Origin of the sequence: Ensifer sp. ENS02 (genome assembly GCF_014851885.1) — a bacterium.
GTDB classification, from domain to species: Bacteria; Pseudomonadota; Alphaproteobacteria; order Rhizobiales; family Rhizobiaceae; genus Ensifer; species Ensifer adhaerens.
In genome coordinates this window covers 37,760-54,948 of the sequence record NZ_JACVAO010000005.1, presented here as the reverse complement: position 1 = coordinate 54,948, position 17,189 = coordinate 37,760, and the positions used below count along the sequence as shown (strand labels likewise).

General features: G+C 60.5%; 14 protein-coding genes. 9 read left to right on the top strand and 5 right to left on the bottom strand.

The window, feature by feature from the left end:
- Position 1: 1 nt before the first annotated feature.
- The 8 genes from IB262_RS11990 (at position 2) to IB262_RS11955 (ending at position 8,948) form a co-directional block, all read left to right on the top strand.
- Positions 2-1,225, top strand: a complete 1,224-nt coding sequence (locus IB262_RS11990; protein WP_090427312.1) for a class I SAM-dependent methyltransferase — start codon at positions 2-4, stop codon at positions 1,223-1,225.
- Between the two features lie 93 nt (positions 1,226-1,318).
- Positions 1,319-2,299, top strand: coding sequence for an NAD(P)-dependent oxidoreductase (locus IB262_RS11985; RefSeq protein ID WP_192493589.1), 981 nt, complete (start codon positions 1,319-1,321; stop codon positions 2,297-2,299).
- A gap of 14 nt (positions 2,300-2,313) precedes the next feature.
- Positions 2,314-3,327: a glycosyltransferase family 2 protein gene (locus tag IB262_RS11980; RefSeq protein WP_112772870.1), complete on the top strand. Its 1,014-nt coding sequence runs from the start codon at positions 2,314-2,316 to the stop codon at positions 3,325-3,327.
- Positions 3,299-3,736: a GtrA family protein gene (locus IB262_RS11975; RefSeq protein WP_162731905.1), complete on the top strand. Its 438-nt coding sequence runs from the start codon at positions 3,299-3,301 to the stop codon at positions 3,734-3,736. The genes IB262_RS11980 and IB262_RS11975 overlap by 29 nt, the downstream gene beginning before the upstream one ends.
- A gap of 111 nt (positions 3,737-3,847) precedes the next feature.
- Positions 3,848-4,747: a sulfate adenylyltransferase subunit CysD gene (cysD, locus tag IB262_RS11970; protein ID WP_112772859.1), complete on the top strand. Its 900-nt coding sequence runs from the start codon at positions 3,848-3,850 to the stop codon at positions 4,745-4,747.
- Positions 4,747-6,636 (top strand): sulfate adenylyltransferase subunit CysN, encoded by a 1,890-nt coding sequence (gene cysN, locus IB262_RS11965; protein ID WP_112772860.1) that lies wholly within the window; start codon positions 4,747-4,749, stop codon positions 6,634-6,636. The genes cysD and cysN overlap by 1 nt, the downstream gene beginning before the upstream one ends.
- A gap of 53 nt (positions 6,637-6,689) precedes the next feature.
- Positions 6,690-7,499 carry a 3'(2'),5'-bisphosphate nucleotidase CysQ gene (cysQ, locus tag IB262_RS11960; protein ID WP_112976840.1) on the top strand — a complete coding sequence of 270 codons (810 nt, stop codon included), beginning with the start codon at positions 6,690-6,692 and terminating at the stop codon, positions 7,497-7,499.
- A 75-nt stretch (positions 7,500-7,574) separates the two neighbouring features.
- On the top strand, positions 7,575-8,948 hold the full coding sequence (locus IB262_RS11955) for an O-antigen ligase family protein (protein ID WP_034798297.1): 1,374 nt from the start codon (positions 7,575-7,577) through the stop codon (positions 8,946-8,948).
- On the opposite strand, the gene IB262_RS11950 is transcribed toward IB262_RS11955, so the two are convergent.
- From IB262_RS11950 to IB262_RS11935, 4 genes are all read right to left on the bottom strand, one after another.
- Positions 8,914-9,504 carry a sugar transferase gene (locus tag IB262_RS11950; RefSeq protein ID WP_060520987.1) on the bottom strand — a complete coding sequence of 197 codons (591 nt, stop codon included), beginning with the start codon at positions 9,502-9,504 and terminating at the stop codon, positions 8,914-8,916. The genes IB262_RS11955 and IB262_RS11950 overlap by 35 nt on opposite strands.
- A gap of 78 nt (positions 9,505-9,582) precedes the next feature.
- Positions 9,583-10,791 (bottom strand): DegT/DnrJ/EryC1/StrS aminotransferase family protein, encoded by a 1,209-nt coding sequence (locus tag IB262_RS11945; RefSeq protein ID WP_112772863.1) that lies wholly within the window; start codon positions 10,789-10,791, stop codon positions 9,583-9,585.
- A gap of 37 nt (positions 10,792-10,828) precedes the next feature.
- Entirely contained in the window at positions 10,829-11,512 is a 684-nt protein-coding gene (locus tag IB262_RS11940; RefSeq protein ID WP_090427293.1) for a PIG-L deacetylase family protein, read from the bottom strand.
- Between the two features lie 161 nt (positions 11,513-11,673).
- Positions 11,674-12,993: a polysaccharide biosynthesis/export family protein gene (locus IB262_RS11935; protein ID WP_090427291.1), complete on the bottom strand. Its 1,320-nt coding sequence runs from the start codon at positions 12,991-12,993 to the stop codon at positions 11,674-11,676.
- A 310-nt stretch (positions 12,994-13,303) separates the two neighbouring features.
- Here IB262_RS11935 and IB262_RS11930 point away from each other — a divergent pair, with 310 nt between their 5' ends.
- A complete protein-coding gene (locus tag IB262_RS11930) occupies positions 13,304-14,644 on the top strand; it encodes an oligosaccharide flippase family protein (protein ID WP_090427288.1) in 1,341 nt (446 codons plus the stop codon).
- A gap of 377 nt (positions 14,645-15,021) precedes the next feature.
- Here IB262_RS11930 and IB262_RS11925 read toward each other — a convergent pair whose 3' ends face one another.
- Complete coding sequence (locus tag IB262_RS11925; RefSeq protein WP_162728857.1) at positions 15,022-17,154, bottom strand: exopolysaccharide transport family protein; 2,133 nt, start codon at positions 17,152-17,154, stop codon at positions 15,022-15,024.
- Positions 17,155-17,189: the final 35 nt, after the last annotated feature.

The following is a 17,189-nucleotide window of genomic DNA, read 5'->3' as shown; positions in this document are numbered from 1 at the left end:
AATGACACGCCTTTTGAGATGCCGCGCCTGCCTTGCAGCCGACCCACTGACGTTTCTCTGCATGGGCGATCACCCACCGGCAAACAGCTTCGTGCGCCCGGAAGATGTGCCCGAGAACCAGCCCATGTATCCGCTAGACTCGCAGGCCTGCCTGACCTGTGGATTGATCCAGGTCTCCGACCAGGTTCCCGACGGATTCTTTGAGCACTATCTCTACGTCCCATCGAGCGCTACATCCATGCATGACCATTTTGCTGGACTGGCCGGAATTTTGAAGAAGGCCGCCGGCGACGGGCTCATCGTCGACATCGGCTGCAATGACGGACTCCTGCTTTCGGCGTGCAACAAGGTGGGTGGAAAGACGCTCGGCGTCGACCCGGCGGCGAACCTGGCCGAGATCGCCCGCTCGCGCGGTGTCGACGTCGACGTCGGCTACTTTACCCATAGCGGCTCAGGCCGACTGATCAGTGAGTACGGTTCGGCAAAAGCGATCGTCACCACAAACACGTTCAACCACATCGGCGATCTTCATGACTTCATGGCTGGCGTCAAAGGCTGGCTGGCCGATGATGGCGTCTTCGTCATCGAAGTGCCCTGGGCGAAAAATCTTCTCGAAAACAACGAGTTCGACACGATCTATCACGAGCATGTATCCGAGTTCAGCCTACTATCGCTCGTCAAGCTCGGCGGGTACTTCGACCTTGACGTCGTCGATGTTCATCGTCTCGGCGTGCATGGAGGCTCGATGCGCGTTTTCCTCAAACACGCCGCCACAGCCACGCCCCCGACTGCGATCGTCAGCGAGATGCTTGCGGAAGAGCTCAAGGCAGGGATGCTCGAGGCGGATACCTATCTTGCCTTTGCCGAGCGCATCCGGAAGATCGGCGTCGACCTGATCGCCATGCTGGACCAGCTCAAGAAAGACGGCGTCACCGTCGCAGGTTACGGTGCACCTGCCAAGGGAAACACCTTGCTCAACTATTTTGGGATCGGCCCGGACAGGCTCGATTACCTGGTTGACCGGAATGCCTTGAAGCAGGGCCTATATTCGCCGGGCATGAAAATACCAATTCGCTCCCCGGACGTGTTGCGGGAGGATGCGCCCGGCGTGCTTCTGGTGCTCGCGTGGAATTTCTTCGATGAGATCCGCGCGCAGCAGGCGGACTTCGCCGCGCATGGCGGCCGCTTCCTCGTGCCGTTGCCGTACCCGGCCATGGTCAACTGAAAACGACGGAGGTGAGGCGTTTCCACCCGTCGCGGTGGAAGCGCACTCGACCGGGGCTTCAATCCGACTGTCCTGCGCAAATAGGAATGGGCGATGTCGAGGGTTCTGATTACGGGCGCTGCTGGCTTCATTGGTTCGCATTTGACGCGAACCTGCCTTGATGTCGGCCACGAAGTCCATGTCGTGGTTCGGCCCGGCTCCGACGACAGCCGACTGGACGCGCTCGATCAGTCGATTGAACGACACAACTTCGACCTCCAGTCGGAAGACGCCATGAAGTGTTGCCTGTCTAAGATCTCACCTGAGTTCGTCTTCCATCTCGCCGCACGCCCGAGGAGACGCGAGGAAGCGGAATTGAGCGACGCCAAGGCAGGCATCAAAGAACACTTCGCCGCTTTGTTGAACCTTCTCGGCGCCGCAAGCAGCGTTCCCCATCCGCCCTTGAAAATCATCCGGACCGGATCGATTGCCGAATACGGCACCGCGCCCAGACCCTATGAGGAAGAGAGCCGGGAAATGCCCGCCACCGCCTATGGTGCCGAACTCGCTGCTGCGACCCACCTCATCGGCGGATTGCAGAGACGCTTGCCCTTCCCCGTGATCACCACCAGGCTGGCTCTGGTCTATGGCCCAACGCAGTCGACCGAATTCATGATCCCTCTGTTCATCGAACGTTGCCTTGCCGGTCAGCCCTGCGTTGTCCACCATTCCGGCGACCGTCGCGATCTGCTTCATGTGAGCGACGTTGTCGACGCACTGCTTCGCATCGCCGACGCGCCGGTCAGCACGCGGCTTGTCAATGTCGCAAGTGGCATCGCACCAACCATGCGGGAGGTCGCTGAACTCATCGTCGAGCGGACGGGCGCCGACCCTGATCTCATCGAATATCGTCTGGGAGGAATGTCGGCGGGCGCAAACGAGCTGCGCGCATCGACGGCGCGCGCCAAGGACCTCTTCGGTTGGAGTGCGCGCATCGCCTTGCGCGAGGGAATAACCCGCACGGTCGAGTGGCACCGGCAGGCCCCCGCGCTGCCCAGTTCGAACGCCGGCCGTTGGTCTCGAGAAACGGCGTGAAGATGGTGGTGGCGATGAAGCAGAGACCCAAAATCTCGATCCTGGTGCCGGCTTTCAACGAAGAGTCCAATGTTCGGCGCGCCCATGAGGCGATCGTTGACGTGTTTCGAAGCCTGCCTGGCTACGACCGCGAGATCATCTTCATGGACAACCATTCCACCGACCGCACATTCCCCATTCTGACCGAGATCTCCCGCGAGGATCCGACCGTCCGGGTGATCCGTTTCAGCCGCAACATCGGCTATCAACGCTCGCTTCTCGTGGCTTACAAGTCTGCCACGGGCGACTGCTCGGTCCAGATCGACTGCGACCTACAGGATCCGCCCCATCTCATTCCGGGGATGCTGGAGCTTTGGCACCACGGACACCAGGTGGTTTACGGCATCCGTCGCACGCTCAAGGACGGATGGCTGACGACGCGCATCCGCCGTGCCTTCTACTGGTGTATCAATGCGCTCAGCGAGGACGACCTGCCGCTCAACGCCGGCGAATTCCGCCTTGTCGACCGACGCATCCTCGACGAACTGCGGAAGGTCGACGACACCTCGCCCTATCTGCGCGGACTCATCAGTGCGATGGGTTTCTCGCAGGTGGGCTTCGAGTATGACCGTGAGGCCCGTGTCGCGGGTGAAAGCAAGTTCCCATTCAAGGCCATGCTGTCGCTTGCGGTCGATGGGATCCTCAACCATTCGTTGACACCCTTGCGACTGGCCTCGATGGCAAGCCTGGTGATGGGCACAGCAACGCTGCTGCTGCTGTTCGGCTACCTCGTCGGCAAGCTTCTGTTCGGCCAGGACTGGCCGGCGGGCTTTGCAACGACAACGATCCTGCTTCTGATTTCGATCACCTTGAACGCGATTTTTCTCGGCATCATGGGTGAGTATGTGGGCCGTATCTTCATGCAGTCGAAACGCCGGCCCGCCCCGATTATCGAAGCGTCGCTCAATGACGACGAACACCGGCGGCCGGCTCCGGCGATGCCGGATTGGAGGCACGGCGATGTCGTTGCCGACAACAAAAGACGCTAGCTCCCGGCAGCGTGCCGGCGAAACGCTTGCACGGTTTGCGGCTGTGGGAGCCGTGACGACCCTGCTCGACATGGTGTTGTTCAACACGCTCTATTTCCTGGGGGCTCGGCCAACGCTGTCCAACCTCGTTTCCTATTCCTGCGGCATCGCGGTCAGCTACATGCTCAATCGCACCTGGACCTTCCGCGCTGCCCACAGCCATGTGCAGGCGGTGAAATTTGTCGCTGCCACCCTGACGGGTCTCTTGATATCGACGGGGATCGTCACCGGCCTTGCCCTAACGATCCCGGCACCGGTCGCCAAGGTGATCAGCGTCCCGATCGTCTTTGTCTGGAATTATCTGGCGTCGCGATTGTGGGTCTTTCGCGGCTCAGAGGCGCCAACTACGACCACAAGAACTAACGCCTAGAACAATAAGTATAGTTAAGATCTAAATTTAAAAAATACATAACCTTCCAAAAGGAACGCAATATATAATTGAGGGTTCAAGTTTTTTTGCAATATTGGAGCATTAGCACCGATGTCCTTAACTCATTTGCAGCGCCTGGAAGCCGAGGCGATCCACATATTCCGAGAGGTCGCCGCGACCTTTGCGAAGCCGGTCATGCTCTATTCGGTGGGCAAGGACTCCTCCGTCATGCTGCATCTGGCGATGAAGGCATTTTATCCCGGCAAGCCGCCTTTCCCGTTCCTCCACGTCGACACCACCTGGAAATTCCGAGAAATGATCGAGTTTCGCGACCGGACTGCGGCCGAACTCGGCATCGACCTGCTTGTTCATATTAATCGCGACGGCCTCGAGCAGCAGATTAACCCCTTCACCCACGGCTCCAACGTGCATACGCATGTGATGAAGACGATTGCGCTGCGCCAGGCACTCGACAAATACGGCTTCGATGCGGCCTTCGGGGGGGCGCGGCGGGACGAGGAAAAGAGCAGGGCAAAAGAGCGCATCTTCTCCTTCCGCAACGCTCAGCACGCCTGGGATCCGAAGAACCAGCGGCCCGAGCTCTGGAAGAGCTACAACACGCGCGTCGGCCCATCCGAATCCATTCGTGTCTTTCCCCTGTCCAACTGGACGGAACTCGACATCTGGCAATATATCCTCAAGGAAAACATCCCGATCGTGCCACTTTACTTCGCCGCACGCCGTCCGGTCGTCGAGCGGGACGGCATGCTGATCATGGTGGATGACGAGCGCATGCCGCTCCATGCGGACGAGAAGGTCGAGCAGCGCCTGGTGCGGTTTCGCACGCTTGGCTGCTACCCGCTCACCGCTGCGATCGAATCCAACGCCACGACACTCCAGGACATCGTCCGCGAAATGCTGACCGCCCGCACGTCGGAAAGGCACGGCCGCCTGATCGACGCGGACGAAACCGCGTCGATGGAGAAGAAGAAGCGGGAGGGGTACTTCTGATGACCGCCAGCATTCCCGCAACACCGGGCAGCGTGCTCGAATATCTGGCCAAACAGGAGAAGAAATCGCTTCTGCGTTTCATGACCTGTGGTTCGGTCGACGACGGCAAGTCGACGCTGATTGGCCGCCTGCTGTACGATAGCAAGCTGCTCTTCGACGACCAGCTCGCAGCACTTAAGCGCGAGACCAAACGCACCAGCGCAAACAACGGCGACATCGACTTCGCACTCCTGATCGACGGCCTGGAGGCAGAAAGAGAACAGGGCATCACCATCGACGTTGCCTATCGCTTCTTCGCTACCTCGCGCCGCAAGTTCATCGTGGCCGACGCGCCGGGGCACGAGGAGTATACCCGCAACATGGTCACTGCGGCGTCCACGGCGGCCCTTGCAGTCGTGCTCGTCGACAGCCGCAAGGGTATTCTTCAGCAGACGCGGCGCCATTCCTTCATCGCGTCCTTGCTCGGGGTGCGCCATGTCGTACTTGCCGTCAACAAGATCGACCTCGTCGGTTTTGACCGCAGGGTCTTCGACACGATCGTCGCCGACTACAGGGCCTTTGCCGAGAACCTCGGCTTCTCGACGATCACGCCGATCCCGATTTCGGCGCGCTTTGGCGACAACATGACGAGCCGTTCGCCAAACATGCCCTGGTATGGCGGTCCAACATTGCTGGAGCATCTCGAGACGGTGCCGATCGAGGAAGAGGCAGCCGAAGCGGAATTCCGTTTCCCGGTGCAACTGGTCCTTCGCCCAAATCTCGACTTTCGCGGCTTTGCCGGCCAGGTGGCATCGGGCAGCATAGCTGTCGGCGATCCGCTCGCGGTGGCAAAATCCGGCCAGCTCACCCGGGTCAAGGAAATCGTCACCTATGACGGCAAGCTTGCGCGCGCGGTCGAGGGCCAGTCTGTCACGCTCGTGCTGGAGGACGAACTTGATATCTCACGCGGCAACATGCTCGTGCCGCCGGAAAATCGGCCGCATGTCGCCGATCAGTTTATGGCGCACGTGATCTGGCTTCATCCGGATGCGATGCTTCCCGGACGCAGCTACATCCTGCGCACGGAAGTCGACAGCGTCAGCGCGACGATTACCAGCCTCAAACACCAGATCGACGTCAACACCTTCGCCGAGGAAGCGGCAAAATCGCTGCGCATGAACGAGATCGGCGTTTGCAATCTCTCCACCCAGGCGCCGATCGTCTTCGACAGCTACAAGGACAACCGGACCACCGGCAACTTCGTGCTGATCGATCGTTTCACCAACGCCACGGTCGGCGCTGGCATGATCGACTTTCCGCTGCGTCGCGCGCTCAACGTGCATTGGCAGGCCCTCGACATCAACAAGAAGGCCCGCTCCGCGCTCAATCATCAGACGCCGCGGGTGCTGTGGTTCACCGGTTTCTCCGGCTCGGGCAAATCGACGATCGCCAACACTGTCGAGAAAATGCTGCACGCCCGGGGCAAGCACACGTTCCTGCTTGACGGCGACAATGTCCGTCACGGCCTCAACCGCGATCTCGGCTTCACCGAAGAAGACCGCGTCGAGAACATCAGACGCGTGGCCGAAGTCGCGAAACTCATGACCGAAGCGGGCCTAATCGTGCTCGTTTCGTTCATCTCGCCGTTCCGCTCGGAGCGCCGCATGGCCCGCGAATTGTTCGGCCCGGGCGAATTCATCGAGATTTTTGTCGACACCCCGATCGAGGAATGCGCGCGCCGCGATCCCAAGGGCCTCTACAAGAAGGCGCTCGCCGGCGAGATCAGCAACTTTACGGGCATTAGTTCGCCTTACGAGCGCCCGGAGAGGCCGGAAATCCACCTGCACACCGTGGGCCGCGAAGTCACGGCGCTTGCAGGCGAAATCGAGGCCTACCTGGACAATCAATAACGACCAGTCCGGCGCGGCAGACGACGCTCCCAGCGGCAGTACGGAGAAAGATAATGATCGATACGCTCACGGCCGCAGCGATAGAGGCTGGCAAGGCCATTCTAGACGTCTATGCGCGTGATATCACGGTCGATGAAAAAGCCGACCGTTCGCCGGTCACCGAAGCGGACCGGCGTGCCGAAGAGATCATCCTTGCCATTTTGGCTCGAGCATTCCCCGATATCCCGGTGGTCGCCGAGGAAGCCGTCGCGGCAGGCTCAGTGCCCGAGATCGAGGGCCGGCGCTTCTTCCTCGTCGACCCGCTCGACGGAACGAAGGAATTTATCAACCGGCGAAGTGACTTCACCGTCAACATCGCCTTGATCAGCGACGGCGAGCCGGTGGCTGGCGTCGTCTTTGCGCCCGCTCGGCTCGTTGGCTATGTCGCAGAAGGGGGACGGGCGAAGAAGTTTCAGGTGACCGCCGACTTTGCCATCACCGGGACCACGGAAATACGGTGTCGAGAACGGCCTGAAAATCTGACCGCGGTTGCCAGCCGTTCGCACAGCGATGCCGAGACGGCGGATTTTCTGGAGCAGAACGCAATCCGCGACTGCACGTCGGTCGGCTCGTCGCTCAAATTTTGCCTGCTGGCCGAGGGGCTCGCCGATGTCTATCCCCGTTTCGGTCGCACGATGGAATGGGATACGGCCGCCGGTGATGCCGTGCTGCGCGCTGCCGGCGGGCGCGTCACGACGCTTGACGGGCAACCGTTCCGCTACGGAAAGCGGCGTCAGGCAAATGATTGCGATTTCGCCAATCCAGGGTTCATCGGCTGGGGGCGTGATTGCGGGCCGGAAGCCTGCGAAAAGGAAGCAGACTAAAGGGAGAAAGTCTAGAATGCCTGAAGACGACGTTCGAGCGCACGGCCTTGTGTTGGTTGAAGGTGACGGCATGCCATGAACATGTTCAACCATACCCTTTCGGCCGGATTGGCTGCTCGCCGCGAAGCCGCTCGCCGCGATGCGCCAGGCATCGTGCTCACCAAAAAGATCGAGTTCCTTCTGCTGGTCGGCGCCGTCTTTTTTTGCTCGATGAACTATTTTCGCTACGGCGATACGAACTTTACGGTCGCCGATTTCCTCGCCTTTCTTTGCTTCTGCTTTGCGCTACTCAACCGCAATATCGATCTTCAGCTCTTCGGGCGTGTTAGCAGCGGATTGTGGTGGCTGGGGCTGACAATGCTGGTCTCCGGCCTGCTGGTAAGCAGCATCGCGGGCCCGGATCCGATGCGCGGCATCGTCGTCGTCACCCAATATCTCTACGCTTATCTCTTTGTAGTGCTATTGTTCAGCGGTCGTACGCTCGATCAGCTCGTGCTGCTCGCGAAGACCTATGTGTTCTCGATCCTCGTCCTTTGTTTCCAGGGCATCTATCTCATCCATATTGATGGCCGCACGAACACGAACTTCGTCAGCGGCAACGGCCGCTTCAGCGGCCTTATGGAGCGTGAAAACGAGTGCGCGGCGGTGATAGCGCTCGCGGTCCCGATCCTGCTTGTGTTGATCACGACGAAGCGGCTCAACCGAATCTATGCCGTCTTTGCCCTATTTATCCTGATCTACGGGATCGTGCTGACCGGCTCCAACACTGGCCTCATCGCCCTTGTCTTCGGCATGAGCGTATTTGCTATCATCGGCGTCAACTGGAAGCGGCTGATCATCAACGTCGTCCTTTTGGCCGGCATCGTTCTCGCAGTCTTCACATCCGCCCGCGACTATCTTCCGGCCGCATTCCAGAAACGCGTGCTCGGAGCGCTCGAAAGCGGCGACATCGGCCAGGCCGGCACGTTCGATCATCGCGTCGATCTGATCTATGAAGCGATGAACATGACCGACAGCACCTTGCTGCTCGGCGTCGGCGCGGACCAGTACCGGATCGCGAGCGCCATTCACCAGCCGGTTCATAATCTCTATCTGCTCCTGTGGACGGAAGGCGGGCTGATCTCGGCGGTGGGTCTTCTGGTGATGCTGCTTTCGGCCTTCGGTCCGGCGCTGGCCGTGGCGCGGCTTCCCGGCGGGCGACCGTTTGCAGGCTGCATCGTCGCCAACGTCTCCATGCTGCTGTTGGTCGCGAATGCCGTGCCGCACGCCTATAGCCGCTTCTGGCCCTTCCCGCTCGTCTTGCCCGTGGCCCTTGCCTGCGCCTACATCGCGCTCTCAGCTTCGGCAAAAGCGACGTCGGACGCCTTTGCCCAACCCGAACCGGCGCCACAACCCGAACTGCGGCAGAAGGATCTTATCGCTCAGGCACGCTCTGGCGTGCCGCGCTGAGCCGGCGTTCGCTGATCCGATCCCCGAGGATCATCACCAGAACAGTTTCGGCGATGATCTTGAGATCGACCCAGGCTGATCGGTTGGCAATGTACCAGAGATCAAGATCGAGCTTGTCGTCGTTCGAAAGAATGGCGTTGCCGCTGATCTGAGCCCAGCCGGTGAGCCCCGGCCGAACGCTGCAGCGACGAACCCCGCGCTCGCCCAGCGCGTCGATCGTCTCCGGAAGGATCGGCCGCGGGCCGATGAGGCTCATGTCGCCGATAAGGATGTTCCAGAACTCGGGCAACTCGTCCAGGCGCGTCCGGCGAAGCAGAAGCCCGAACCGTCCCGTGCGCTCGGCGTCGCTGAGGGGGCGGCCTTCGGCGTCTCGCGCATCCGACATCGACCGAAACTTCATCATGCGAAACGGACGCCGGTCGAGCCCCGCCCGGGTCTGGTAAAACAACACGGGCCGCCCAAGCCAGATGGCGACCGCAATCCCGACCACCAGCATGATCGGCAGGCTCAAGAGGCCCGCGACCAACGCAAAGACGATGTCAAAGCACCGCTTCATCTTCAACTCCCATGCACCGGTCGGCACATGGCCGGGCAACCGCGTCGCGGCTGCTCGACCGTTTCCGAAATCGCGGTTCTATGCCCGCGCTTCCATTTCAAGCACCGGCGCGCGTTGACCCAGAGCGGGAAGAGACGCTTCGGTGACGACGGCATGCAGGAAGCGGGCGGCCTTGGTCATCGCCTCTTCGCTCTGCGCCGGATCGACGAGAAGCGCGATACTGGTTTCGCCCAGCCTTCGTGCGACCGGGAGCCGCTCGGACGGCGAAAGCCCAAGATCGGTAAAGCACTTCTCCAGATAGACCTCCGAGCAGCTTCCGGAAAAACACGGCACACCTGCCGCGTTCATCGCCGCGACAATCCAGTCGCGATCGTGCCCGGGCTTCAATGCCTCCGGCCGAACGAAAGCGTAGTAGCGGTAGTACGCGTGGCGATATCCCTTCGGCAACGTCGGTACGCGCAACGCTGCAAGCTCTAGGGCCACCTCGTCGAGGATCGCAGCGTTGCGAGACCTTGTCGCGTGCCATGCCGGAAGGCGCTCCAATTGCCTCGAGCCGAGAACGGCCGACAGCGATGTCATGCGCCAGTTCGTGCCGATCGTTTCATGCAGCCATCGGAAACCCGGCGGATGCTCTCGCAGGAACGCCGCGTCATAGGATTTGCCGTGGTCCTTACGGCTCCAGGCCTTCTTCCACAGTGCCTCGTCGTCAAGAGCGATCAGGCCACCCTCGCCGCCGGTCGTGATGATCTTGTCCTGGCAAAAGGAGAACGCGGCGATATCGCCGAAACTTCCGACCGGCTTGCCGTCAATCTCCGCGCCGTGGGCCTGCGCGCAATCCTCGATCACCCAAAGTCCGGCCTGTCTGGCAAGGGCCATGATTTCCTGCATGTCGCAGGGAAAGCCTGCCAGGTGGACCGCGATGATGCCCTTTGTCCGGTTGGTGATCTTCGGTGCGATCGTTGCGGCGCTGATGTTCTGGCTGTTCTCGTCGACATCGGCAAAGACGGGAACGCCGCCGCAAAACGAAACGCACGACGCCGAGGCGACGAAACTGCGCGGCGTCACGATCACCTCGTCGCCGGGTTCGAGACCGAGCGCGAAAAGCGCCAGCTCCAGCGCAAGCGTACCGTTCGCAAGCGCGATGGCGTGCTTGCGCCCGAGTGCACGGGCATAGGCTTCCTCGAAGGCTGCAACGTGCGGCCCGGTCCAGGCATTCACCTTGCCCGACCTTAACACCGCGGCAACATCCGCAATCTGTTCCTCGTCATATACCGGCCACGTCGCCACAGCTTGCTCCCTCGCTCAACTGAAAACTCCGGAAATATCAGATGACCTGCCGCACCATCACGAAGGCCTCGGCGGCCGATTTCAGCACGGTTGCGCCGCGCAATGTGGCGAGCGCGTTCAAGGTCTCGAGGCTGCGCTCATGCGGCGCCGCCCGAACCTGGGACTTGAACGCCTTCATCGCCGCAAGCTTTCGATCGATATGGTCGCTGATGTCGACAAACACATTCGGTGCGAAGCCCGGCGTCACATAAGGCGCGTTCCAGTTTGTCTCCGACAACGTCTCGTAAGCCAGGATCACCTTGGGATAGCCGGGCTGATGCGGCCTTGCGGCCACCATCGACGACAGGAAGATCAACTGATGATCGACATGCATGTCGCCGACAAAGGGGATGATCAGCGTTTGCGGCGCGATGGAGCGCACCAGCTCGAACAGCGCAGCGTTAAGCGCCGAATGGGAGGTTTCGGAAAGGGCTGCGGCGGGGAAACCCAGCCAGCGCGTTTCCTTGACCCCGAGAATCCGATGCGCCTCATGGGCTTCGGCTTGAACGGCTTCCACCGAGGCGCGATCATAGGCCGGTGGTTTTCCCTCTGTGACAACAGCCACGAAGACGTCGCTTCCTTGCGCCGCCAGCCGCGCCATCGTTCCGCCGGCGCCCAGAACCTCGTCGTCGGGATGCGGTGCGATGACCAGCGTTCGTCCGAGCGTTTCCATCAGGCTCATCCTGCTGCCCTCGCCAACACCCCGATCGCCGCCGATCTCAGAACCGTTTCCCGACAATGACGGTCATCCTCGTCGTCAAAGCCCGACGTCAGCCCACATGCAAACTCGCCCCTCACGCAACTCTCCATCTATGCACGGCCGAAGCCCCTATTATTCCGAAGCTACAGGCCGGCGATCGATACGAAGATGACATCGCCAGGCAGCACAGCCGTAACTTTTGTGGCCTCGATGCTCTGCCGGGTCTTGGCCTCGCCGCGACCGGTCTCCCGATCGATCTTGTAGAGAAACGATACCTGTTCGTTCTTGCTCGAATCGACCTCGGCAGCAGCCATCAGGACCATCTGTTCCTTGGTTGACTGACGCTGCGTTTCGAGCTTCTTGAGCGTGGCCTCGCGCTCCTGGAGCAAGGTCAGGATCTCCTTCTCGCGGTTTGCCTTCAAGGTTTCGAGCTGCAGCTTCAGGTTCGCGAGCTCGCGGTTGGAGCGCCCGATCTCGGAGATAAGCTCCAGCAATCGCGATTTTTCGCTCGAAGTCGCCATTTTCACCCGTGAAAGCTCCGATTCCGTATTCAGCTCCCGTTTCCTGAGCGCGAGCGTCCTCGCCTCAACCTGTTCGTTGAGGGCGACGACCTCCTCCTGCTGCTCCTTGAGCTTGTCGAGGATCGTGAGACTCGCCTCCGTCTGCATGATGCTCTGGTTGAGGATCTCCATCTGGTTCTTTGTCGACAGCAGGTCCGTCTTCAGGATCTTCTCCTCGATCGCGACCACGGGACCGACCGAAACTTCATCGACATACATCTTGACGCTTTCCGGAATATCCTTGAGGTCGACCTTCTCGGAACCGCGTAATTGCGCGTAAAGCCGGGCGGTGTAGACCGCCTCTCGCACGATCTCAACATCCGTTTCCTCGATCGTGCCGCGCAGCTTCGCCTGGGCGATGATGCGGTCAGCCGGATTGCTCATCGCCGTCTGTGGTCCACCGGCAAGGCCGACGGCCTGCTCGACCGTCAGTCCCGGATAATAGGCGAAGGAGCCAGGTGTGCGCACTTCGCCAAGGATCAGCACAGGGCGAACCGTTACGATAGAAAGCGACAGCTTCGGATCGGTCAGCAACTGGCGGGACAGATATTCGCTGCGCAAGGCGTCAACCGCCTCAGGAATGGTTCGCCCCTCGATCTTGAACGCGCCGATCAAGGGAAATGCGGCCGCTCCATCGGTCGCAATCGTCAGCGACGTCGGCAACTCGGCATCATCCAATATGTCGAAGGACAGCACGTCCCCGACCGAAACCCGGTAGGCGGCGGGCGCCGCCTGGGTCGTGGGCACGGCGCTCGCTGTTGCGGCGCCCGATGCGGTGGCGCTGGGCGTACTGGCGGTCGATGCGCCGGCAGCGTGAAGGGGACCCGTCAGCAACAACGTCGCCGTCGCGACGAAAGCGATATGACTGACGATGCGAAAGATTGTTTGAGCCGGAAACTTCATGCTTCCCTCTAATGAATAAATCCGAACTTCACGGTGGTTCAACCGCACCAAAAGAAGCGGAAATTAAACTCCAGCAATGGATGAATTTATTTTACGAGACCTCTGTAATTTCTTTCGGTCACTATGATATGCTTCAAAAACAGGTTCCACTGCACAATTTTTAATTGCATATGGATAAGTAATTAAATTTTCCCAGAAACAGGGAAACAAATTTTCCTCGCAGTGCGAGAACACTAAAACACATATTAGCATTCTTCCATGAAACAGACGTAATTGCAACCTCGAAGCAGGATGTAATTTTGTGATATTATTGGAATCACTACTAAAAAAGACAAGAAAGTATCGTTTAGCCTGGCAAGCCGAGGCGGACCTCCACGGACGGCTCAAGAACATAGCGCACCTGCTGACCGGCAACTTCGCCAGCGCCTTCATCGGACTGGCCGGCTTTGCCCTGACGGCGCGTGCGCTCGGCCCTGCCGACTATGGGCTCCTGGCCCTGTCCTTCGCCTACACTCGCGGCATCGAGCGCTTCGTCAGCTTCCGTTCCTGGCAGCCGCTCATCAAATACGGGGCGAAGGCCCTTCAGGTCGGCGAGACCGACGACCTCAAGGCATTGTTCAAATTCGGCCTGCTGATCGATCTCGCCACCGCCCTTGCGGGATGGGGGCTGGCGGTGCTGATCGTGCTATTTGCCGGACCGCTTTTCGGCATTTCCGAAGAGATGAGCCGCTTCGTGCTGATCTACTGCGCGGTCCTGCCATTCCAGGTAACCGGCATGCCGACGGCGGTGATGCGGCTTTATGGCCGCTTCAAGATTGTCGCCTATGGGCAGGTCGCGGCCAGCATCCTCAGGGCCCTCCTGTGCCTTGCCGGCGTCTATCTCGGATGGGGGCTGTTCGAGTTCATGCTGCTGTGGATGGCGTCGCAGATCTGCAGCAGCCTGAACAGGACCGTCTGGGCTTTCCGCGAGTTGCGCAAGCAGGGGCTGACCGGCGTCATGTGGGTTCCGCTCGGCGATATCCGGACCCGCTTCCCCGGTTTCTGGAGCTTCTCGCTGTGGACCAACATGGCGCTTATCATCCAAGCCTGCGCCTTCGAATTCGACACGCTTCTTGTCGGTTACCTCGCTGATCCCGGGTCTGCCGGCCTCTACCATATCGCCAAGCGGGTGGCGAAAATCGCGCAGCAGGCGGGCGAGCAGGTTCAGGCCGTGCTCTATCCGGATCTTTCGCGCGTCTGGGCAACCGAGGGGATAGACGAATTTAGAAAGACCGTCAGCCAGACAGCATGGCTGCTCTTCGCCTTCGGCGTCTGCGCCCTCGTCGGCGCGTACCTGACCATTGAATGGGTGCTGCGCGTGACGGCCGGCCCGGGTTTCGAGGCGGCCGCCACTCTCGTCATGGTGCAGTTCGTCGCCGTCATCATGTTTCTTTGCGGCAGAACCCTTTATTCGGCCCTTCTCGCTATGGGACACGAAAAGATCCTGCTGCAAAGCGCGCTTCTTGGGGGCGTCCTCTTCCTCTTCACGGCAATCGCCCTCATCCCACGTGTCGGTGCCGTGGGCGCGAACGTTGCGCATATCGTGATGTCCGGCGTCTGGTTCGTGCAGATGGCGATCGCCTATCGCCGCAAGCTGGACACTAAGCGGTGACCTTGGGTAATCGGGTTTCCGTTTGCCGGGCTCAGCGTCAGTCAGCCTGACCCGCCCCCTATCGACGCGAGCGAACTCATGTGTCGCACTGACCTTCGACGAGTTTACGCCGACCCTAGGGAACAAGAACTTTGCCAAAGCGGCTGCACCGATCGTTCGGACGCAGACGTTAGCGACGATCACCGCACACCGAAAGCTGCTTCGGCACGAAGCCAGGCCAACGCGCGCTCGAACGAGCCGGCAACGGACGCGACTGTCGAACATCAAGGCTTTCGCAGTTTGACGATGGGCCGATCAACAGACCGTCTGAGGCGACTTTGGCCGTCGGCGCTCGCCAGTTGCGAAACGCCCCTTCCCGACCGGATTGACGGCGGCGCCTACTCCGACCGGTCGCAGTAGTTCATGACGCTGCCGAGAATAACCGCGTGGTTCAGCGACAACCGTTGCTGAACATTGGCGAGCTGGCGATCCGTCGTGCCGCCCGAGCGGCAGACCAGAATGACGGAATCGACGTGCGACGCGAGCCAGATCACGCCTTCGTTTTCTTCGACGGCCGGCGCGTCGACGATGATGAGATCGTAGCTGTCGCGCAGTTCGGCACAAAGGACATCGAGGTTCATCAGGCCGGGCCGCACCGAAATGAACTCAAGGTGGGGATAGGCCGGCGACGTCGCGATCCGGCTCTTGATATCGACTTTGCCTTCTAGCGGCGCCGTGATGGCGGTATCCTTGGTGTTGGCACCCGCAATGTTCGGCGCGCTCTGCGCCGACATGTCAAGGTCGATGACGATCGGGCGCAGTCCGTCGACCTTTGCCATTGTCGCCATGCCGAGCGCAACCGTAGTCTTGCCGTCTCCAAGCGCCGGCGAGCACAACATCACCACCTTGCCGCCCGCCTCATGGTCGATCGTAAGCCAGGCCATGCATAGCGTGCGCATGGCGGTCGCCGCCGGCGACTCCGGATTGTTCAGCATGTAGTGATAAAAGGCCGACGCATTCCGCAAGCGCTTGCGCATATCGGGCACACTGGCAAGGTTCGGACGGTTGAGCAGTTGCTCGGCGTCGCGCGGCAGGTACAGCCTGCTCTCCAGGGAGTCCGAAATGATCACCCCGACGACCGCGAGCAGAACGGCCCCGATGCTGCCGGCGACGATCACTAGCGTGTTATTCGGGAACGTCGGTTTCGTCGGCACTTCCGCATAGGACGCGATCCGTGCGGTCGGCTTGTACTCGCCTCTTTCGGGGTTGAGCGCGCCCAGCCTGAGCACGATCTGGTCATAGATCGCCTGTTCCGACTGAAGGTCGCGGGCAAGTTCACGCCGACGGATTTCGGCAAGGTTGCGCCCCTGGACCTTGTCCTGCAGCGCGCTCAGTTCCGTCTGGAATTTTTGGGCGCGCACCGTTGCCACCTTGGCATTGTTTGCCAGTTCGTGCACGAGGCGCTGCGCCTCGTTGCCGATCATGGTGCGCACGGACTCAAGCTCGTTTGTGGCGTCGAGGACCAGCGGGTGGTTCTTGCCGAACTTGGCGCCGAGCTGCGCACGCGTGCGCTCGAGCCGCGCCTCTTCAGCACGCAACTGATCAAGCTGCGTCGAGATCAGCGCACCGCCGGCCAATTCCTTGCCGTCAGCAGACACCAACTGCTTGGCCTCGTTGTATTTCGCAACCGCGCCCGCTTCCTCGACGCGCAAGGTCACATATTGCTCGTTCAGCTGTAGCATGCGGGCTCTTAGAACATCATCCTGCGGATCGAAGGTCAGGTCGCTGTCGCGGGCAAAGGCGGCGATATCGCGCTCCATGCCAGCAATTCGGGTGGCGCTGTTGGCCATCTCGCCGCGCAAGTACGCAACCGTGTTGTTCGTGGCCTCTTCGGTCTTTTTCGCCGTCCAGGAGAGATATTGCTCGGCGAGCGCATCGGCGATCGTGGCCGCTTTCAAGGGGTTCGATTGCACCACGCGGATCGTCAGCGCGAGGCTTTCCCCGGTACGGGTGACGACATAGGAGTTCAGCAGCGTCGAGATGGCGCGGTTGCGCTGCACGTTTTCCGAGATCAGCCGCTCCTTCTGGGTACTTTCTTCCGGCGTGCCGAAAATGAACTCGGAGATGTTGGCGAAGAACGACTGCAGGAACGTCTCATGATCGCTGCGGATTTCAGGCAGGTAAGTGTTGAAATCGGGATCGTTGACCAGGTTGAGCGCATCGACGACGACGCCCACGAAGACGCGCGAGCGGATCACGTCCAGCTCCGTTTCCATCACCGACCGGTCGCGTTCGAGCTTGCGCAATTCGACCTGCGCCTCGTAGGGGCGGACGTCGTTGCGGTCGAAAACGATGGCCGAAGCTGCGGTATAGGAGCGCGGCAGCAATGCGGCCGTTAACAGCGTCGCAAGCAACGCAGATCCCAGCAGCGAGAAGAAGACGACGCGATACCGGCGGAAAAGCTCGAACAGATCGCGGATGCCATATCCGCGCGGCGCAACGCGCGCCTCCCGATACTGAACCGCAGGCATTTGGCCTCGCCCTGGAGGCGCTTCGACTTTGCGAT